General features: G+C 39.8%; 15 protein-coding genes and 1 tRNA gene. 11 read left to right on the top strand and 5 right to left on the bottom strand.

What is annotated here, in order from left to right; translation table 11 throughout:
- Positions 1-147: 147 nt before the first annotated feature.
- A complete protein-coding gene (locus EYS08_RS22260; protein WP_131032164.1) occupies positions 148-1,485 on the bottom strand; it encodes a TIGR00341 family protein in 1,338 nt (445 codons plus the stop codon).
- 186 nt (positions 1,486-1,671) lie between these two features.
- On the opposite strand from EYS08_RS22260, the gene EYS08_RS22255 reads away from it, so the two are divergent.
- Positions 1,672-2,148 carry a DUF305 domain-containing protein gene (locus EYS08_RS22255; protein WP_131032163.1) on the top strand — a complete coding sequence of 159 codons (477 nt, stop codon included), beginning with the start codon at positions 1,672-1,674 and terminating at the stop codon, positions 2,146-2,148.
- A gap of 457 nt (positions 2,149-2,605) precedes the next feature.
- Here the strand turns inward: EYS08_RS22255 and EYS08_RS22250 are convergent, their stop codons facing one another.
- Positions 2,606-5,149 (bottom strand): heavy metal translocating P-type ATPase, encoded by a 2,544-nt coding sequence (locus tag EYS08_RS22250; RefSeq protein WP_131032162.1) that lies wholly within the window; start codon positions 5,147-5,149, stop codon positions 2,606-2,608.
- 561 nt (positions 5,150-5,710) lie between these two features.
- On the opposite strand from EYS08_RS22250, the gene EYS08_RS22245 reads away from it, so the two are divergent.
- From EYS08_RS22245 to EYS08_RS22230, 5 genes are all read left to right on the top strand, one after another.
- On the top strand, positions 5,711-6,010 hold the full coding sequence (locus EYS08_RS22245; RefSeq protein ID WP_131032161.1) for a hypothetical protein: 300 nt from the start codon (positions 5,711-5,713) through the stop codon (positions 6,008-6,010).
- A gap of 445 nt (positions 6,011-6,455) precedes the next feature.
- Entirely contained in the window at positions 6,456-6,584 is a 129-nt protein-coding gene (locus tag EYS08_RS26500; protein WP_262711743.1) for a hypothetical protein, read from the top strand.
- Between the two features lie 26 nt (positions 6,585-6,610).
- Positions 6,611-6,739: a hypothetical protein gene (locus tag EYS08_RS26700; protein WP_394343131.1), complete on the top strand. Its 129-nt coding sequence runs from the start codon at positions 6,611-6,613 to the stop codon at positions 6,737-6,739.
- Positions 6,740-7,130: 391 nt separating this feature from the next.
- Complete coding sequence (locus tag EYS08_RS22235; RefSeq protein WP_131032160.1) at positions 7,131-8,627, top strand: Fic family protein; 1,497 nt, start codon at positions 7,131-7,133, stop codon at positions 8,625-8,627.
- A 108-nt stretch (positions 8,628-8,735) separates the two neighbouring features.
- Positions 8,736-9,236, top strand: a complete 501-nt coding sequence (locus tag EYS08_RS22230; protein ID WP_131032159.1) for a hypothetical protein — start codon at positions 8,736-8,738, stop codon at positions 9,234-9,236.
- A gap of 67 nt (positions 9,237-9,303) precedes the next feature.
- On the opposite strand, the gene EYS08_RS22225 is transcribed toward EYS08_RS22230, so the two are convergent.
- A tRNA-Met gene (locus EYS08_RS22225) sits at positions 9,304-9,377 on the bottom strand.
- A 1,101-nt stretch (positions 9,378-10,478) separates the two neighbouring features.
- Between EYS08_RS22225 and EYS08_RS22220 the strand changes: the two genes are divergently transcribed.
- From EYS08_RS22220 to EYS08_RS22210, 3 genes are all read left to right on the top strand, one after another.
- On the top strand, positions 10,479-10,859 hold the full coding sequence (locus tag EYS08_RS22220; RefSeq protein ID WP_029278206.1) for an START-like domain-containing protein: 381 nt from the start codon (positions 10,479-10,481) through the stop codon (positions 10,857-10,859).
- A gap of 29 nt (positions 10,860-10,888) precedes the next feature.
- Positions 10,889-12,313, top strand: a complete 1,425-nt coding sequence (locus tag EYS08_RS22215) for an LptF/LptG family permease (RefSeq protein ID WP_131032158.1) — start codon at positions 10,889-10,891, stop codon at positions 12,311-12,313.
- Positions 12,314-12,452: 139 nt separating this feature from the next.
- Positions 12,453-13,664: a bifunctional 3,4-dihydroxy-2-butanone-4-phosphate synthase/GTP cyclohydrolase II gene (locus EYS08_RS22210; RefSeq protein WP_131032157.1), complete on the top strand. Its 1,212-nt coding sequence runs from the start codon at positions 12,453-12,455 to the stop codon at positions 13,662-13,664.
- A 347-nt stretch (positions 13,665-14,011) separates the two neighbouring features.
- Here EYS08_RS22210 and EYS08_RS22205 read toward each other — a convergent pair whose 3' ends face one another.
- The gene (locus EYS08_RS22205; RefSeq protein WP_131032156.1) at positions 14,012-18,442 is read right to left on the bottom strand and encodes a translocation/assembly module TamB domain-containing protein; all 4,431 of its coding nucleotides are present in this window, start codon (positions 18,440-18,442) and stop codon (positions 14,012-14,014) included.
- 74 nt (positions 18,443-18,516) lie between these two features.
- Here EYS08_RS22205 and tsaD point away from each other — a divergent pair, with 74 nt between their 5' ends.
- Positions 18,517-19,518: a tRNA (adenosine(37)-N6)-threonylcarbamoyltransferase complex transferase subunit TsaD gene (tsaD, locus tag EYS08_RS22200; RefSeq protein WP_131032155.1), complete on the top strand. Its 1,002-nt coding sequence runs from the start codon at positions 18,517-18,519 to the stop codon at positions 19,516-19,518.
- Positions 19,519-19,838: 320 nt separating this feature from the next.
- A complete protein-coding gene (locus EYS08_RS22195) occupies positions 19,839-20,036 on the top strand; it encodes a hypothetical protein (RefSeq protein ID WP_057930348.1) in 198 nt (65 codons plus the stop codon).
- A gap of 114 nt (positions 20,037-20,150) precedes the next feature.
- Here the strand turns inward: EYS08_RS22195 and recA are convergent, their stop codons facing one another.
- Positions 20,151-21,164, bottom strand: a complete 1,014-nt coding sequence (recA, locus tag EYS08_RS22190; protein WP_057935221.1) for a recombinase RecA — start codon at positions 21,162-21,164, stop codon at positions 20,151-20,153.
- Positions 21,165-21,270: the final 106 nt, after the last annotated feature.

Below are 21,270 nucleotides of genomic sequence, written 5' to 3'. Positions count from 1 at the left end.
ATATGAATCTTCCGAAATATTAACGTTTTGTTTTATCAAGCATTGATATGGTTTTTTGATGTTATTATTTTAGTCTTCCCTTTTCAAGATTTTTATAAACCTTATCTCCGAACAGATAAATAACTATTGCATATATCTAATGCCGTATCATTTACTACTATAAATTGTTTCTAAAGAATCTACTTTTAGCCGACTCTTAAGCCATGAACGGATCTTTACCTGATTGCTGGCGCTAGGCATCTTGGAGACCCCGGCACTGAAAAGGGTAAGGGTGTCCTTGCTTTGGGTGTCCAGCCTGCTTATTACAGTATTAGCAAGTGAATAACTTTTGATCTCCGGAAACAGGACAATTAGCTCAGATCTGATGTCGGGCAGGGGCTGGGCAAGCTTATCGACCTTTACCGCGGTACGGGACTGGTTCTCTTTTTTGAATACATCTTCCATTATACTGGCCTTGATCTGAGAAAAATCAATTTCCTGCCTGGCATTAAGTCCCTGCCTTATTCGCAAAGTAGTTCCCTCTAGCTTGTATTTTTTTAGATTACCTTTTATTGAGTTTACTTTAGTCTGGGAGAGTTCGTCCCCGATCAACAGCAGGTCGATCTCTTTTTCTCCTTTAGCATAACGAAGGTTCCGGTTGATCACCTGGGTGGTTGTAAAGTTGAACTGCTCACGAATGAAGGTCTGTGCATTGTTTTCAAAAATACTTTTCTGCACAATACCGTAGGCAAGGTATATACTGGGAATAACGGTGACAAGCACACTGATAAGAATATACCTCGAAACCTTTTTTTCTACTCCCGGATCCTCGAAATGTTTTTTGTCAAACTTCAAAAATCTTACGATAAGATAGGTCGAGATACAGATAAAAAGGCTGTTGATAAAAAACAAATATAACGCCCCAAAGAAAAATGGCCAGTTGCCCATAGCGAGTCCATAGCCTGCTGTACAAAGTGGAGGCATCAGCGCCGTAGCAATGGCTACGCCTGGAATAACGTTACTCTTGTCTCTCCTGGTGGCGGCAATGATGCCCGCCAGCCCTCCGGTGAAAGCTATAAATACATCCCATATGGATGGAGTGGTTCTGGCGAGAAGTTCACTCTGGGCTTCATGAAGTGGGGTGATATAGAAATATATGGTCGAGGTGACTATACTAATGAAGGTAGCAATCAGCAGATTTCTCCCACCTCTTTTAACAAGCTCAAAATCGTTTGTACCAATACCCAGGCCTATTCCCATGATCGGCCCCATAAGCGGCGAAATCAGCATAGCGCCGATAATCACTGCGGTGGAGTTTACATTCAGCCCTACCGAAGCGATAATTATGGCAAAAATGAGCGTCCAAAGCGGGCCGCCTACAAATACAGAATTTCTGGAGATTGAATTCACAACTTCCTCTTCATTTGCTTTCCCCAGATTCAGATTGAAGCGCCTGGAGAAGAATGTTCGCAGTGCACCTGGCACATTATCTTTTTTGTCCTGCATGTATCTTATCTGAAAGTCCTTATTTTCTTTGCTTCCCTATGTCCATTTATCCTGGTTACAATTTTTCTTTTTGTCTTAACCTGAAATGGCAATTTACCACACAGATGGTCAACAATCCGGCACGTTCTAAACATTTACATAGCTAAACTGTTTGAAAAGTATAGCTTTTTACATAAAAGGATTACTATGAAGACCAATAGCTACAAAACCTTTGGGCTAATGCTTAGCCTTTCTTTTTTCATCATGTATGGCGTTATGTTTTTAAACGTCGATGATACCAGTCACATTTATCTAAGTATCACACGTACCTATATGACCCTGCTCATGATCGCGCCCATGGCCGTGCTCATGCTATCGCTGATGCCTGTGATGTATCAGAACAAGCGGCTTAACAGGATCATCTACTTCTCTTCGTTTGCGGTATTTGTTTTAAGCCTCTGGATGCTCCGCAGCCAGACCGCGGTAACCGATGCCCAGTATATGAGGGCGATGATTCCACATCATTCCTCTGCCATCATGACCAGCCGTCATGCTGATATACAGGATACTGAGCTTAAAGAACTCTCTTTATCCATCATAGCTTCCCAGGAAAAGGAAATCAGGCAGATGCAAGCCATCCTTGAAAGGTTGCACGAAGAAAAAACAGGGGCAGATAATAAATGATCCGTTTAAATTACAATACGATCACCAGAAAGTGGCAAAAAGGGAAGAGTCATCGCCATCGACAGGCATGATCGTAGAGGAGAAGTTCATTATTACTTTCGGCGAGACAAAGGCGGTACCGTACTTTGTATTATATGATGGGGTTGTTTTATTAAACTTTCCAAAAGGTATTCCATTTTTAATAAATACACCATCTAGAAGCTGCAGTTTGTCAGAAAATGTGGGACAATAATTTGTCTGAGCCATCTTGCCAGCTTACATGCACAGTAGAATGTTCCAAAAAATAAGTTATCACTATTTTAAAAGATTTACCAGTTGCGATTAGCTAATAAATTTAAGATTTAATAGATATTGATCGCCCATTTGGTTATGCCTAATGGCCAATTATAGATACCTACACATCTTCCTACTAACTTCCCTAAGGAAGTTCTCGTCCAGTTTACCCTTTGCTAAAAAATCAATCGATATTTACATTCCTCAGGCGTAGGGAATTGAGGATAACAGAAACGGAACTTAAACTCATGGCAAGGGCTGCGATCATTGGCGAGAGCAGTATCCCAAAAAAAGGATACAGCAGGCCGGCAGCAACCGGGATGCCCACAATATTGTATCCAAGCGCAAAAAAGAGATTGCCTTTGATGTTTGCCATTACTTTGTGGCTTAATAGCCTTACTTTCGCGATTCCATTTAAATCTCCTTTCACAAGGGTGATCCCCGCGCTTTGTATGGCCACATCGGTTCCTGTTCCCATAGCTATGCCGATATCAGCCTGGGAAAGTGCCGGGGCATCGTTAATGCCATCTCCCGCCATCGCCACCTTCTTGCCTTCAGCCTGGAGACTTTTTATTTCTTTTAATTTATCTTCCGGAAGCATCTGGGCTTTATAGCCGTCTAATTTCAGCGTTTCGCTAACTGCTTTAGCTGTATCGTCATTATCGCCGGTAAACATCATGACCTTTATGCCCTCACCCTGGAGTTTTTGAATTGCAGATGCACTCGAAGGCTTAATCTTATCAGAAATCACAACATATCCGACAGCTTTTTCTCCTACAGACAGATAAGAGACTGTCTTGCCCTCTTTTTGGGCAGCCTTAACCTGCTCCTTTAATTCAGGGTCTATTACCGCTTTAACCTGCTCCATTAATTTCTGGTTGCCTAAAGCCAGTACTTCCGATCCCAAATTGCCTGTTACACCCATTCCTGTGATTGCCTCAAAGCTTGTTAGGGACTTGACCTCTATCTTGTTTTCTTCGCCATAGCGTAAAGTTGCCTGTGCCAGTGGATGCTCACTGCTGCTATTCAAAGCCACAATTTTTTCAAGAATATCCTTTTGGGTAAAGCTTGAATTTACGCTAACCACTTTTTCAACCGAAGGTTTACCTTCGGTTACCGTTCCGGTCTTGTCAATGACAACTACATCAATAGCATTCATTTTCTCCAGCGATTCCGCATTCTTTATCAGGATACCCGAATGTGCACCCTTGCCGACGCCCACCATTACAGACATCGGTGTCGCAAGGCCCAGCGCGCATGGGCATGCAATAATCAGTACCGCTATCGCATTTACAAAGGCATAAACATACGCTGGATCGGGGCCGTATAATACCCATAACACAAATGTTATGATGGAAATAAACACAACAACGGGTACAAAATACCCGGAAATCTTATCGGCCATCTTTTGGATGGGTGCTTTGGAGCGACTGGCGGAATTTACCATTTCGATGATCTGGGATAAGAGGGTGTCTGAGCCTACTTTTTCGGCTACCATTATAAAAGTCTTATTGCCGTTAATTGTTCCCGAAGTTACCTTTTCGCCTGTTTTTTTCTCCACAGGAACCGGTTCTCCTGAAATCATCGATTCATCAATTACCGCTTCTCCGGTCTCAATGCCGCCGTCTACCGGAATGCTTTCTCCGGGCTTTACCCTCAGAAGATCTCCTTTCTGGATGTCTTCAATGGGTACCGACACTTCCTTATCCCCAACCACTTTTGTAGCGGTGTTTGGAGCTAGTTTCAATAGCTCCTTAATGGCACTATTGGTTTTCCCATGCGCCCTGGCCTCTAAAAGTTGTCCGAGCAGTACCAATGTTAGGATAACCGTTGCCGCTTCAAAATAAACAAAGACCGTCCCGTGGTGCGTTTTAAACTGGGCAGGAAAAATATCGGGGAAAATCAGTGCGGTCAGACTGAAAAGCCAGGCTACTCCCGCACCTATTCCTATAAGGGTAAACATATTCAGTTTCCAGGTTATCACCGATATCCAGGCGCGCTGAAAGAACATCCAGGTAGCATAGAAAACTACCGGAATGGATAGTCCAAACTGAATCCAATTCCAGTATTTAAGTTCCAGCAAATCAAATAGTGGGTTATTGGGAATCATTTCCGTCATTGCGATGACAAAAATGGGTAGCGTAAAAGCTGCTGCAATCTTAAACTTTCTGAGTAGCGAATCATAAGTTTTATCTTCTTCTTCCAGAACTGCCCTGGTAGGAACCAGATCCATCCCGCAGATTGGGCATGCTCCCGGTTCATCCCTGATAACTTCGGGATGCATCGGACAGGTAAACTGTGACGACCGGATCTTTACAGGCTGTTTCACCAGGTCCATTCCGCATACAGGGCAATGCCCCGCTCTTGGATAAGTCTTTTCGCCCTCACAATGCATCGGACAATAGAATAATTCTCCATCTTGGTTGATGTCGTTTTTGTTAACCGGGGTATTATGTTTGTATTCTGATTCATGATGAACACTATTTATTTGCCCGGGTGTTTTTGAACCCCCTTTTACATGAGATCCCATCTCAATACCGTAATTTCCCGCCGCAGATAGTGTCTTTTGCAACTTCTCGGTTGGGACATGTTTTTCCATGGTAATAATGGCTTCAGCAGGCTCCAGTGATACCTTTGCAGAAATACCATTAATCGAGTTTAGTGCATTTTCAACTTTTGCCCTGCAGCCCTGACAGCTCATTCCGGTTATTTTATAGCGATGTTCCATGTTTTTAATTTTTTAGGATTTAATTTAATGCCGGAGGATAGCACATACTATTTATTTTACTGAAGTCACAAGGCCTTCCCCGGCCGGGTGCTAAGCTCTGCAAGTCGGACTATTACGTTGTAGGCCGTACCAGAACAATGTCAATTAGCCAGGCTCGCATTTAAGCACTTGCTGATAATCTTTTATCAAACAAATCTATCTAAAGACCTGCTATTAAGCTTATACAATTTTCCTTATGTTTTATATAATTATAAATAGCTTCTTATAGATAGATCAAGCCGTGAAAACTGATATGAGATTTGTTTCTAAACCCATTTTCCTGTTTGTTGCAGATCAATATAGGCATTAATCCCTAAGCGGAGTTATCGTTTCCGCTTTTTCGGCTCTGTAGCAGTATTCAGCGAAAACTTCGGATCGTTAACGATCCGCGCCAGATAGTGGGGTTGCTGATATAAAGGAAATTGATTTTGGGTTCAACTCTGAAATGAGGTTTTTAGCTGATTTGGCAAAAAGTAACCGATCGCGACTGTAATTTATGACTGGTGGATGTACCCCTCAAGAATGGGTAAGGAAAAGGCTGATCTCGTCTGGGAGCGCCTGCAAAAATTAAATTTATGGAAACTTGTGGACGATAGCAGTTTTGGAGTTGGTTGTAATGGGAAAACCACTGGTGATGCATTGGAAGGCCGACCAGATATTATTCACCTCATTACTAAGAATAATATCAAAACCTTAGTTTATCAGTACCCGGATGTATATGAGAAGCGATGCCCTGGCAATGAGAACAAGCAAAAAATTATTTCTCTTAATAATCTATTCAATCTGGAATTTGAAAAATTTATAGATGATGATGGAAGGTAGCGGCTACTAAATTTTTTTATCATGAAATAAAAGACGGAAATCCAATTGATTATTAGGTATTCAAGATTGATGCCTATCGTTGTAGGACCGATACCGATTTTCAATTTGTTTTAGCCTCACTGCGCTCGGTCTAGATGGCTGTCGAAAATCAGGTGGATGATTAGGTCTGATATTCTGTTGGCTCTGACGCTGGACCGTTAATCATTGTTAAAATGAGTTTCGTTAACCCATGCTTTAATCAGATTCATTCCAGTTTTGCAAAAAATGAATGAGCTTAGAATACGCAACCAGCTCTTAGACCGAAAGCCACAGGCCCAATACTGGTAAAAACCTGGTCTCCCACCAGATTATCACTTATGCTATACATGGAGCCCTGGGAACTAAAAAGAGCTGATGACAAAGATTTTCTAAAGCTTCTATTTGAAAATACCCACAAATGAAGAAAATGGAAAAGTTAGTTAAAGGCTTTAAAAACCTATTTAAGACTAAAAAGGATGGCACGCTGAAAACCTGGATTGAAGAGGTGTTTGAATCAGACTGTGGTTTGAACAATTTTGCAAAAAAAACCTTTTAAAAGACTATGATGCAGTAAATAACGCATTGATAACCAATATAAGTAATGGGCAGGTTGAAGGGCAGGTCAATCGTATCAAAACAATTAAAAGAAAGATGTACGGCAAGGCAGGGTTTCAGCTGCTAAGGAAAATGGTACTTGCAAAATCAGCATAATTCACCAAAAGTGACGGAGAACCACTTTTGATGAAATATACAATTAGTGGATTCCCTGTTTTATTGCTCAGGATTCTCAGTCTTAAAATTATAGGATATATGAAGACAAGTTTATGCAAAAAATAAAGTTAACTGTATAGTTACCTTTTATTTTGTGCGCGTAATTTGCCTTACTATGTATATGTCTCAACAAAAGTGGCTGTAAAGTGGATTAGATGTCGTTTCCTAATCGGTTTACTGAAAACAATCTGTCAATTATTAATATTACCAACGTTGAATTCGTTTTACCTCTAATTTGAATAGACGTTAAATTATATCTATTTATTCGTTTTACAAATATTTATGTTATATTTATTAACTTTACTAACATAATATTCAAATTACCAATATCATGATAAAAAAGGCAGCGGGAAGCGAATGGTTGAAGAAGGAGTTAAATCTTCCGGAATATAAACTAAGTACACGGTCTTTTATTGGAACAAAAAACAAAATCGAAATGGCTCCTGATGGGACTATCGACCAGTATTTTGGCAGTAAGTATGCTCCTGATACAGATTCGATTTTTACGCACCTGGAGTTTCTCCTTAAATATGATGATGTCAACCTTGATTTCCTCGAGGCCGTGTTTCGTCACGTAAAGGAAGATGAATTAGTTGCTTATATTTCAACCAGCCCGGCCGGGCGATATAACCGAAAGTTAGGGTTTATATATGAATGGCTGATGGCAAAGGAACTCCAACTAAACTTCGAACCTGGCGGTAACTATATTGACTTCCTTGAGCCGATGAATTACATTACAGGTAAGACAATAAAAAACAGTCGGTGGAGAATAAATGATAACCTACTAGGTTTGCCACAGTTTTGCCCTATGGTTCGCCGGACAAAAGCTTTAGAAGAGGCAATAAACACTGACTACAAGGCAGAAATTAATGGTCTTAAAAAGGAATTTTCATCGGAAGTTTTTGCGAGGGCCACACAATATCTGTATCGCAAAGAAACTAAATCATCATATGAAATAGAAAGTGAAAAGCCTTCCCCAGAGCGTATAGACAGATTTATCTCAATTCTATCCCAGGCAGGAAAATCACCAAGTGCTGAAGTTTTTGCTGAGAAAAATCTTACAGCCTTGCAAAATGCCATTGTGGATCCACGATATGCCCAGCCGGGATTCCGAGGTTTTCAGAATTACATCGGTCAGACTAACTATCGCATGGAAGAGATCTATCATTATATCTGTCCTCCACAGGATATGGTTAGTTCCATGATGAAAGGTTTGATCGATGTAGAAACTAAGTCTATTGGGGCGTCAGCAGTTGTCAGGGCAGCGATAATAGCTTTCGGATTTGTTTTTATACACCCATTTGAAGATGGGAACGGACGAATTCATCGTTTCATAATCCATGATATGCTAACACGTGATGGCTTGGCTGAACATGGAATGATAATTCCTGTCTCTGCACATATGATCAACAACATGAAGGATTATGACGTTGCACTGGAAGCATATTCCAAGCCGCTAATGCAAAGAATCAAATTTATTAGAAATGACCAGGGAGAAGTTGCTGTAAAGAATCCGGAAGAAGTCAGTGCGTACTTTCGCTACCCAGACCTAACAACCCAATGCATCTACCTCGCCAAGACAATTCAGGCAACAATCCAGCAGGACTTGACAGAAGAGCTTTACTTTTTAGAACGTTATGATGAACTAAAACGAGCTTTGCAGAACTTGATCGATATGCCAGACCGAAGGTTAAATGATATAATTATTTTTTTACATCAAAATAAAGGCATATTTCCAAAGCGTCGGAAGAAAAATTTTGAAGAGATTACCGAGGAAGAGTTCAGCCAAATGGAACTCATCTATGAAGAAATCTTTAACGATAAGTGATTGACAACAGGATTATTCTAGTAAGCTTGTTTGTCTATGGTTTATCCTTCACGGCTGTTTAGAATGTAATAGAAAATATCAAACTGTGGTAATAATAAGAATGCCGAAGTGCTTAATAACAGGTTTGCAAATATTCTTGAGGTGTTTAAAGTTAGTCACGCCAAGGATTTTTTAACGCTATTAAAAAAGCAAGTAGTCGCAACCTTCAATCAGCTGAGCAGCGGAAAGCAAGAAGATTTAGAGGTATTGCAAAAATTACATAGAGAAATTATCGGCAAAGTTAGTCGCTTAGAACAGCGGTACATTGAAGAGGAGATCGGAAGCGAGTTATACAGGAAGTATAAAGTGAAGTACGACAAAGAAAGGGATAACATCGAGCAAAATTTAATGAAATTGACTTCACAAGTGTCGAACCTTGAAAATTGCGTCGATCTGGCCATCAAATTCGCCACTGAATTGCCTTTAAAGTGGCATTCTGGGGACTATCATACGAAGCAACAACTACAACATTTGCTGTTTCCTTTAGGGATTACATATGACAAGAAAACCGATGAATGTCGAACCGAGGAAATAAATTCAGTATTTTTGTATCTTGCTTGTTTTCAGTAAATTATAAGTAAAAAGAAAAGCGGAATACCCGATTTGTGTCTCGAATATTCCGCTTTTTCCGGTCTAGTAGCGGGGAGCAGGATCGAACTGCCGACCTCAGGGTTATGAATCCTGCGCTCTAACCATCTGAGCTACCCCGCCGGGTTAATATTTACTACATAACGTAAATATCGATGTGGTTATTTTTAAGAGTTGCAAATATAGAATAAATATACATTCTATTAAAAAGAAATGTGAAAAATACTTTAAAGTGCTATTGCTCAGTAAATTTGATTGTTTTTAAGAGGCTGTAACGGTCATTTTAGGCCTTAAGGGAGCCTGTTTTTAGAAATTAACAACACAACAAAGCGCAGCATTTCGGCGGATACCGCAAAATTAACCGCGTTCCTGGTCTTAGTATATCATCAAGTCTGTTGCTTATGGTATGATATTTCAGTCAACCATTTGTGCTGATAAAATTAAGGATTTCAAAAAGATTGATTACCCCTTGGTGTTACCAAGTTATCCCTAAGGTAACCTTATCTATAGCTGATATTCGCCAATCCTTTACCTTTTAGGTAATAAATAAGGTAACGCCAGGGTAAAGGATTGGTAAGCAAAGGGTAACCCTGGGGTTAACCTGGTGCCTAGAAAGGGTAAAGAAATGGTGCAGGATAGGTAAAGGAATTAGGCCAGAGTCGGAAGTCTTTAGTCCAGAGTCAATTAACCTCCCTGCATTCGTCATCCTGAGCGGCTAGTTTTGAAACGAAACGAAAGAGTTGAGGTGAAAGCTATAAAGTGGTTAGCTATGCAACATCTTTTCTAAACCATTTAAGGTATTTAAGGTTCATATAAGCTCAATCAGAAGCTTAAATGGTCTAAATGCTTATATGGTAAAGAACTTTATGCCCGCTTTTTATAACAGATTTAGTGGTATTTTTGTCCTCTAGCTCTGTGACCTGTGTGCCTTCTCTCAATGCGCTTTGTGGTTGAAAATATGGAAAATGTAAGATGGAGCTTTAGTCCGAAGCCAGTTAACCGATTTAAACAATTAACCGATTACCCCCAACAACACCAGTAGCCCCCTGGCTTGAACCAATGAGGGGAATGACGACGGATTAATGAACCAATGGCAAATGAACCACTGAACCCGCACCTTGAACCAATAAAAATTATATTGTTGCAGATATAGAATAAATTACCTTTCTTTAGAAAAATAATATTAAAAAAATAGTCCGGAAATTATCCTGGTAGTGTACTAACATGGCAGAAAAGAAAAAATTTACACTAGAGTACGAAGTTAGATCGTCACCAAGAATATTGTATAGTTTTATTAGTGAGCCAAACGGCTTATCGCAATGGTTTGCGGACGATGTGAATTTCCGCGATCAGGTATATACTTTTACCTGGGACGATGAGCAGCAAAAAGCAAAACTGGTTTCCATTAAAGAAAATAAGCTGGTTAAATTTAAGTGGCTGGATGATGAACCTCAATGTTATTTTGAGATGGAAATTGTACAGGACGAACTAACCAATGATGTTGCCCTCTCGATTACTGATTTTACTACCGATGAGCTTCTTGCAGAGAAAAAATTAATCTGGGATAACCAGATCGATTATCTGATTAGCGTTTTGGGTGCATAAATTACCTTCGTATTGTTTACCTTTGTAGGGTGAAAAAAATACATCTTCTATTAATAAAAGCATTTGTGAAGCCATTCATAGCAACATTTTTTGTTATGATGTTTATTCTATTGATGTTTTTTCTGTTTAAATGGATTGATGATTTAATCGGAAAAGGTTTCGAATGGTACACCATTCTGGAGCTAATGTATTATGCCTCGGCCGCCAACGTATCTATGGCGCTGCCACTATCGGTACTGCTTTCATCCATCATGACTTTTGGTACACTGGGCGAAAATTACGAGCTGGTGGCCATTAAATCGGCCGGAATTTCTTTACAAAAAGCCATGCGCCCCTTGTTTGTGGTGATTTTGATGCTCACCATAGCCTCCTTCTTTTTTGCCAACTACATGCTGCCTAAAGCCAACCTTAAATTTGGCTCGCTACTGTACGATATCAGGAACAAAAAACTTTCATTTTTAATCAAACCAGGGGTTTTTAATAATGCCATTCCAGGTTATGCCATCCGTGTCGATTCGAAAGAAGAAGACGGTACGCTGCACAATATCATGATCTACGATCACCGTGAAAACAACGGGATTCCGAAAGTAATTCTGGCCAGAGAGGGTAAGATGAATAAAACCGCAGATGGTAAGTTTTTAGTGCTTTACCTTAAAAATGGTGTACAGTACGAAGAGCAGGCTTCGAAAAACGGCATGTATAATCCACGGCAGATTTTTACACGGAACCGTTTTAAAGAAACCTCACCGCGTTTCGATATGTCGTCTTTTGACGGCAATACCACCGATCCCAATGCTTTTGGAAACAGTACGCCCATGTTAAACCTGAAAGGGATTGTAAAAAAGCGCGACTCGCTAACCAAACAACTGGATACGATGAAAATGCGCACCATTGCCAACCTCACGAGCAACTTTAAGCAGTTTAATGTGACTAAAGGTTATACCAAAGTAAAAGCCGTACCGAAAGAGATTGATGAAGTAATATTGAAGAGTATCCCTAACGGATCGCGGAAACTGGCCCTCGATAATGCAAACAATACGGTGGCGAATATTATGCAGCATGTACCCAACTGGGGTCCGCGCCAAACTGATTTAACCGGCGAAATTATTTTTACCACAGTAGAGTATCAGCGTAAATTTACCCTCGCGGCATCCTGCATCCTGTTGTTTTTTATTGGTGCACCGTTGGGTGCCATTATCAGAAAAGGGGGAATGGGTTTGCCGGTTGTGGTGGCCATTTGTTTCTTCCTGGTATACCACATTATTACCACAGTGGCCGAAAAATCGGCACGCGAAGGTAATTTAAACCCGATATTCGGGATGTGGATTGCCGTAATTGTTTTATCGCCTTTGGCGGCCTTTTTAACCTATAAAGCTACAGTAGACTCGGCCTTGTTTGATGTAAATTACTACAAGCAGCTCCTCGTTCAGTTGTTTAAAAAAAAGGAAAAATAGGCGTCTTTTCCTTTACTTACAGATGATATTTTAATCCAAATATTGCTCAATAAGGTTGTACATTTGTACGGGTTATTGTTTGTGATATTAATTGATTTTAATACGCCTCACACACCATTTGCCCCATAATGTTTATAAAATGCAAACAAAATTAAACACAATAGAAGAGGCCATCGCAGATATAAAAGCTGGTAAAGTGATTATTGTTGTAGATGATGAGAATAGAGAGAACGAAGGTGATTTTTTAACGGCAGCCGAAAATGCAACGCCCGAAATCATCAATTTTATGGCTACCTATGGCCGTGGTTTAATCTGTGCGCCCCTAACAGAAGAACGTTGTAAAGAGTTAAACCTTAACCTGATGGTGGGTAAAAATACTGCAGCTTACGAAACTAATTTTACGGTTTCTGTAGATCTGGTTGGCCACGGTTGTACCACCGGGATCTCAGCAAGCGACCGCTCTAAAACCATGCTGGCTCTGGTTAATCCTAAAACCAATCCTGAAGAGTTAGGCAGACCAGGACATATTTTTCCTTTAATTGCAAAAGATGGAGGTGTAATCCGTCGTGCTGGTCATACAGAGGCTGCGGTAGATTTGGCGCGTTTGGCAGGCATGAAACCTGCAGGTTTATTGGTAGAGATTTTAAAAGAAGATGGCGAAATGGCCAGACTCCCTGATTTATTTAAAATTGCCGAACAGCACCAGTTAAAAATTATATCAATCGAAGATTTAATCGCTTACCGTTTAACCATGGATAGTTTGATTAAACAAGAAGTTAGCATCGATTTACCTACTGCTTGGGGTGATTTTAAAATGACGGCTTATACGCAGTTAGATAATAATGCGACACATTTAGCCATTTCTAAAGGCGAATGGAATGCCAACGAACCTATTTTAGCACGTGTACACAGCTCTTGTGTAACTGGCGATATCTTCGGGTCGTGCCGTTGCGATTGCGGTCCGCAGTTGCACAAAGCGTTAGAAATGATCGAAAAAGAAGGTAAGGGTATAGTTGTATACATGAACCAGGAGGGGAGAGGTATCGGGCTGATTAATAAATTACGTTCGTATAACCTACAGGATGCCGGTTTCGATACGGTAGAAGCAAATATTAAATTAGGCTTTAAAGGTGACGAACGCGATTATGGTGTAGGTGCACAGATCCTGCGATCAGAAGGGGTTACTAAAATGCGTTTAATGAGTAATAACCCAACCAAAAGAGCAGGTTTAATTGGTTATGGCTTGGAAGTGGTAGAAAACATTCCGATCGAAATTGCAAGTAACGTACATAACGAGCGTTATTTAACCACCAAAAGAGATAAAATGGGCCATTCGATTATGAAAGGATAGTTTGAAAGTTTGGCGTTTGGAGTTTGGAGATTCCTGCGTTTAGCCTAACATGATGACTAAAATGGTTAAGACCAACAGTTGAACAGGTGTTCGATTGTTGGTTTTTTTGTTTAGTTCTAAATCGAGCGTCATTCGCGCGCAGGCGGGAATCTTAAAGCGCATTGCATTACGATTCCCAATCAAGTTGGGAATGACGAACCACCTAGGATCGGTTTAGCAATGACGAACGATGGATAACCACTGAGCAAATGATCAATTAACCAATTTCAACAATTAACCAGTAAGGCAATTAACCATTGACCAATGTACTAATGCCCCTAACCCCTCAACGCTAACTCCTAACCTCTCTACCTCCTCTGGTTCCCCTTGCTCTGATTGATAATCGCTTCTTTATTGATCGATTTATTCGTTTTAACAGGGGCCTCGCTTTGTTTCCGCTTTAAATTTCGGCGGTAAGCACCAGAGATTTTCTGGATAAACTCCTTAAACGTATCAAACTGCTGGGTATAAACTAAACCAAAAGAGGTTACGTTTGCTGTTGAGCTAATCCCGCTGTTTAAGAAGATACTTTGTTGCGTAGGTGGTTTATTTGCAGCCTTAACGGTTAAACTTCCATCTTTTTTAATTAAGAAAAGGGCCTCAACCTCTCTTCCTACGTTGTCTTTAGAGAAATCGATAACGGTAAAATCGTTCACACTGTTCCGATCTACAATACCTGCGTTGATAATTAAACGATCGCTAAAGAATTTGAACGATGCATTGGCCTCGCTCAACGAGCGCACATTCAGATCGACAAAGTTCAAGTTTAATGATGAAAGTACGTTGTTAAACTGGTTAAATACCAACTCGGTAGCCGTACTGGTTGCAGTAGAGCTGAGCTGATTCCCAATTGATTCTCCTCCGTTTCCTGGGGCAAAACTTCTTCTGATAATTAGACTGAAAGCCTGCAGGTTCAGGTTGTTCTGATCGCTGAAATAGGTTTGCAGTTCTTCTTTGATTGAAGGCTGAGCAGGGAAATTGATGTCAAGTTTAATATCTGGTTTTAAGAGTAGGCCCGTTAAGCCCATCTCAACCTCGGTATTTACCCTTTGGTTGGCGTTACTACTGGCATCGCGGTTAGCTGCTTTGTAAAGGTCGTTCAAACTCGCTCTCAAAGCGTATACTGCTTTTAAGTTTATCTGTGCAGCCGTAGGGTTACCCGTCCAGCGGATGGTTCCACCTTGCCTGATTTCGAATTTTTTGTTAATTACCTCCTGGGCTGTAAAATCGAAACTTCCGGTCTCAATGATATAATCGCCAGACATTTCGAAATCGCCGAAACTGTTGATGTTTAAGTTCAGCTCGGCATTACCCTTGCCACTTAAATTACCCAGGGTAGTAAATATATTTGCCGTGGTATTCGGGTCGATGGTTAATTTGAAGGTTAGGGTGAGGCCATCAAAGTTTGTCTTTTTCTTAACCAGAACAGTCGAATCGCGGCTTACAAAATTAATGAAGTCTTTATCCGATATGGTTTCTGAACTGTTTAATGGCAGGTTGAAAACGGTTCCTTTTTCAGTTTTTGCCTTAATATCGATCTTCATTTTATTGGTAGGGCCTGTAAACGTAAATACACCTGTGCCATAGGCACGGCCATAGTATACCGAATTGTCTTTTGCGGTAGTGTTTAAGGCCATTAAACTGTTTGCATTTACCGTTACTTTTAGTGTAGGGTAGTTAATGTCGTTTAAATCTACAGATCCATTTGCAGTAGCTTCGTGGCCTTCCAGGTCGTTTAAGGTGAAGTTATCCAGTTTAATCACACTATTGTTTACTTCTACCTCATCGGTAATCACATAAGTGGTTTTTAGGTAATTTACCATCAGCTGACCCTTATCTAGCGATAGGGTTCCATTAATTTCTGGTTTTTCTAATTTGCCTTTTACCGTTAAATCGGCAGAGATGTTCCCTTTTAAATTCGATACCAGTTGTTTAACGAAAGGCTCAAGGATAGTAAGCTTGCTCTCATCCATTTTTACAGCAAGGTCGATTTCTTTTTCTTTTAAATCGAGATTTCCCGTCAGCTTAAAAGTCTCCGAATCGTCGGCCATGATGCGCGTAAATACATTGATCCTTTTGCTTTCGTTGCTGTAAGATGAAGTATCGGTTAAAGTACCGATATAGATATCGTTAAAGTTTAACGAATCGATTTTTAAGTCGTCGGTAACCCTCGGTGCTTTTAATATGCCGTACAGATCGGTTTTTCCGTTCAGGTTTCCGCCCAGTTTAACGCCAAAGCCTTTGGTAAAAGGGTTCAGGGTTTTTAAGTTAAACTCTTTAAAGCCAACACTGATTAAATCTTTAGGGTCTTCCGAAATTAATCCATCAATAATAACCTGCTGGTTTCCGTTGGTTAAATCGAAATTAGTGATCTCGGTTTTACCATTGTTGAGGACGATGCGTACCTTTTCCTGGATGCGCCACTCTTCATTGTTGATTTTTAATATAGAAGGCAATACGCTTAGCCTTGCCGTGGTATCCTGATTTTTGGTAAACTCTACAAGGCCGTTTAAATCGAGTTGATTGTCCTCTTCGGCATTCGACATTTTTACGTTGAAGGCCAAACTGTCGTTCCGCAGGATGTTGGAGATGTTTACATCTTTAATAAACAAACTATCGTTAATCTGCACCCGGTCGGAAGTTACAATCAGTTGAAGCTGCTGTGTGGTGGTATTTTCATCGAGGATGATATTGTTTACCACAATACCATTGTATTTTAGTTTCTTAACAAAACCGTTTAACGTTGCGGTATTGTTGCGTGAATCGAAATCGCCGGTTATTGTAGCCCCTTCTTCCAATTCTAAGCCCGGTACAAATATCTGCGCCAGTGGTTCGAACTTTTTAACCTTCAGGTTAAACTGAAAAATCTGGTTCTTGTATTTGATAATATCGGCCTTTAACGAAGGGATATATGTTTTGGCGATGGCTTTGTAATAAGAAACAATAGAATTTAAGTCATATTCACCTTTAATGCTGGCATCAAAAATATCAGATCGGATATCGAGTACGCGACTGGCACCCGTTCCGTCGGCCATTAATTGTACAGAATCGATACTATAGCTACCCTTCGGATTTTGCAGCCTAATTTGTTCGATTAGTAATTTGCCCGATATATTGTTCAGGTTGGTGCCTGAGAAATTGGTGGTAAATTTAGCATTAACCTGCAACGAATCTTTCACCAGCTTTAAAGCCTTTAATCTTGCGTTAGAAATAGTAGCATTAAAGTTAAATACCGGCAGTTTAGGATTCAGGTTTACCCCACCATCAAAAACCAGTTTAACGTTGCGGTCGTTAATGCTCAGCTTGCCATCGAAATACTTTTTGTTAAAAGTTCCGTCAATCTTCACATTGTGGTAACGATAATTATTAAAGTCGATATAGTCTACATCGCCATTTATCTTTTCGGTCAGGTCTTTAAGCTCGGTGCCACGACCCTTAACATACAGTGATGAGCTGATCCGGCCGAGGCTTTTTTCATCAATTAGGTTGCCGAGATTAAAATCGTAGGTTTTTACGTTCCCGGTATAGGATGGAATATCGTTTTTATCGATTTTCATGTTCACATCCGAAACAATACGGCCAAGTTTGGTTTTAAATTCGCCGTAAGCAATAAAGTCATTCTGGAAACCGGTAAAACTTCCGTTAAAGTTAATGTTGCCGAATTTATTTACAATTACTGGAACAATTTTCTTTTTGCTGTTGGTAATGCCTGCCAGCACTTCATCCAGATCGGTTTTATTCGTTCCCGCCATTTCAATGTTGAGGTCCATAAAGGTTTCTTTCCATTTCGGCAGTCCCTTTAAAATAAAATCGCCTTTAATGTGCGTGGCTTTTCCGGTTCTTAATGATAGTTTTTTGGCTTTAAGGTTATTCACTAAACCGGTAATCTGGCCATCAACATCAAGGTCGAGTTTCATGGTGCTCAGCTCAGGTGCAAAGAAGGCTATATCTCTGGATGTGATATGGCTATCTTTAAAAATGGCCTTCATCCGAACATTATCTACATAGTGGTTAAAGTCCTTATAGCTTTTAAACCGCATTTGGTAGTAGTTTGTTAAATGGCTCTGGTTGGTTTCGAGCAATAGGTTTTTCAGTTCAATGGCATTACTATCAATAGTGGTTTCAGCCGTTAAGTTTTTAAGGTAAAACCCGCTACGCTCTTTAAAAGTTAGGTTTTTGATATTGGTTTTAATCAAATGGTTTTTGGTGTCTAGCCCTTCAAAAATTCCGCTCAACTCTTTAACAGCTACATTTTCGAAGTTTACACTTTTGCCCTGAACGGTATCTTTTGCCCTGTAATTGATATACCTGAAGGCGAATTTATTTAAAATAATGCGGCCAACATTAATATCGTATGGTTTGCTTTTCTTTTTCTTTACAGTAGGTTTACCAGAATCGAAGTAGTTTATAATGAAATCGAGATTAGAAGACTTATCTTTGAAATCCTTTAGGAAAAACTGCCCATTGTTAATTTGAACGGTATTGATATCAATGATCTTTTTATCAATGGATAATTGATTAATATCCACCATAAATTGTGGCGTGCTTAGTAAAGTGTCTTTTTGTAAATCTAAAACCAATAAATCTTCGAGTACAATAGATTTAAATGGCTTGATGTAGAGACTCTTGATCGATACGGTGGTTTTAAGCTCTTTAGATAAATATGTGGCAGCCTTCTGCGCAAAATAAGTTTGAACAGGCTTAAATTGTAAAGAAAAAATAAGAAGCGCGAGCAGCAAGATTATTGATGCGATTACCCAAAGGAGTATTTTAAATAGTTTTTTAATAATTTTGCAGCTTAAATATTAATAATTTGTCTGTTATACTTGCTATCGAGTCTTCTTGCGATGATACATCCGTTGCTATTTGTAACAACGGCAAAATTACTGCCAATGTTATTGCAAACCAAACAATTCATCAAAATTATGGTGGTGTTATACCTGAATTAGCTTCAAGGGTACATCAACAAAATATTGTGCCTGCCGTACAACAAGCTTTAATTAGTGCTAAAGTTACAAAACAGGACATTAGTGCTGTCGCTTTTACACGTGGCCCCGGCCTTTTAGGATCGTTACTGGTTGGTGTTTCTTTTGCAAAATCTTTTGCATTAGCTTTAAATATACCTTTAATTTCTGTTAATCATATGCATGCGCACATCTTAGCGCACTTTATTGATGATCCTAAGCCCAATTTTCCGTTTATCTGTTTAACCGTTTCGGGCGGGCACACGCAGATTGTGCTGGTAAAAGATTACTTTGATATGGAAATAGTTGGCGAAACATTGGATGATGCCGCGGGTGAGGCTTTTGATAAAACAGCTAAATTACTGGCTTTGCCTTATCCGGGAGGGCCGCTGATCGATAAACATGCACAGCATGGAAATCCTTTGGCCTTTAAATTTGCCGAACCGCAAATTGCCGATCTGAATTTTAGCTTTAGCGGCTTTAAAACTTCTATCCTGTATTTTATCAGGAAGCAGGAAAAAGAGAATCCTAATTTTATTGCCGAAAATTTAGATGATATTTGTGCATCAGTTCAATATAGCATTGTGCAGATTTTGCAGAATAAGTTGAAGAAAGCGGCAAAACAATACGGAATTAATGAAATAGCTATTGCAGGAGGTGTTTCGGCAAACTCTGGTTTAAGAAATGGCCTGCAACAAACCGCCGACGAACTGGGCTGGAAGGTGTATATCCCCGCTTTTCAATACTGTACAGATAATGCGGGCATGATTGCCATAGCAGGTTATCAAAAATATTTAAAGCAGGATTTTGTTGGGCAGGATGTTTCGCCAATGGCAAGGATGGAGTTTTAGTTTTGGTTCATGGGCCATTGGTTAATAGTTTATGGTTAATTGCCAAACTGGTTAGTCGGTTCATTAGTTATCCCCTCGTTCGTCATTGCGAGAAGGCTTTTTCAGCCGACGAAGCAATCTGTTTAGGGGTAGGATGATTGCTATTGAAAAAAGATCCTGAAACAAATCCGATAACTATCGGATCAGGATGACGCCCGTTGGGTACTGCATAATGTAACTCCGTGTTTTTCCGTGCTTCCGTGGCCAAGATTGACGACTGTAAACTGAAAACCGCCAACCGAAAACTGGCAACGAGAATTGTTTAAATTGAATTTATATATATGACTGGAGCATCGTTAATATTTTGGATTGTTTGCGCGATACCGCTAATCGGCATTTTATATTGGTTAATCAGGAATGACAAAAACAAACTAAAGGGGAGTTGGGGCGTGATTATTTTAGGCGCTTTGGTTATTGCCGCACTTTTGGTAATTGTATATGTAACCAAAGATTTTAGCGCCATTTTTAGCCAGAACTAATAACGGTGTCTTTTCAATAAAGGCCTGCGCTATAAAATATTATAGCATTTAAAGCAAAACGCCCCGCTAAATAATTTTAGCAGGGCGTTTTAATATTATTGAATTAAGACGGGCTTATTTCTCAGCCAATTTATCGCCAGTTACTTCGGCTTTAATTTTAATTTCTAATTCTTCTGCAAGCTCAGGGTTGTCGCTTAACAATTGTTTTACGGCGTCTCTGCCTTGGCCCAGTTTGGTATCTCCGTAAGAGAACCATGAACCAGCTTTTTTGATGATGCCAAAATCAACACCTAAGTCGATAATCTCACCGTTTTTAGAAATACCTTCACCAAACATTACATCAAATTCTGCAATACGGAAAGGAGGGGCAACTTTATTTTTAACAATTTTTACTTTAACGCGGTTACCCGAAACTTCATCAGAATCTTTGATCTGTGAAATACGACGGATATCTAAACGTACGGATGCATAGAATTTCAAAGCATTACCACCGGTTGTGGTTTCAGGATTACCGAACATCACCCCAATTTTATCACGTAACTGGTTAATGAAAATACAGCAACATCCGGTTTTAGAAATTGTACCGGTTAATTTACGTAACGCCTGACTCATTAAACGGGCATGTAAACCCATTTTGCTGTCGCCCATTTCGCCTTCAATCTCACTTTTAGGTACCAAAGCCGCAACAGAGTCAATTACAATTACATCAATAGCACCCGAACGGATTAAGTTATCGGCAATTTCTAAGGCCTGCTCACCATTATCTGGTTGAGAGATTAAAAGGTTATCGGTATCTACACCTAGTTTCTTTGCGTAAAACTGATCAAAAGCATGCTCTGCATCGATAAAAGCAGCAATACCGCCTTTTTTCTGTGCTTCGGCAATAATATGTGTAGCTAAAGTTGTTTTACCAGAAGATTCTGGACCATAGATTTCAATTACACGGCCTTTTGGAATACCGCCAATACCTAAAGCAATATCTAAACTGATTGATCCTGTAGAAATAAAATCTATTGGCTCGATGGCAGAATCGCCAAGTTTCATGATGGTACCTTTACCGTATGATTTCTCTAGTTTATCTAAAGTAAGTTGTAGGGCTTTTAGTTTATCTGGATTTGCAGTGCTCATTTCTTTTTTCATTGATTGCGTAAATATAATCGTTTATCGGCTAATATGCTTAAATGTTGATATTTATGATGCTAATATATTTAGCTAAGGTAAATGTTTTTTAGCT

Origin of the sequence: Pedobacter kyonggii, from assembly GCF_004310665.1 — a bacterium.
GTDB lineage: Bacteria > Bacteroidota > Bacteroidia > Sphingobacteriales > Sphingobacteriaceae > Pedobacter > Pedobacter kyonggii.
Note: the sequence above shows the minus strand (reverse complement) of the source record. Positions and strands in the feature narration are given on the sequence as shown.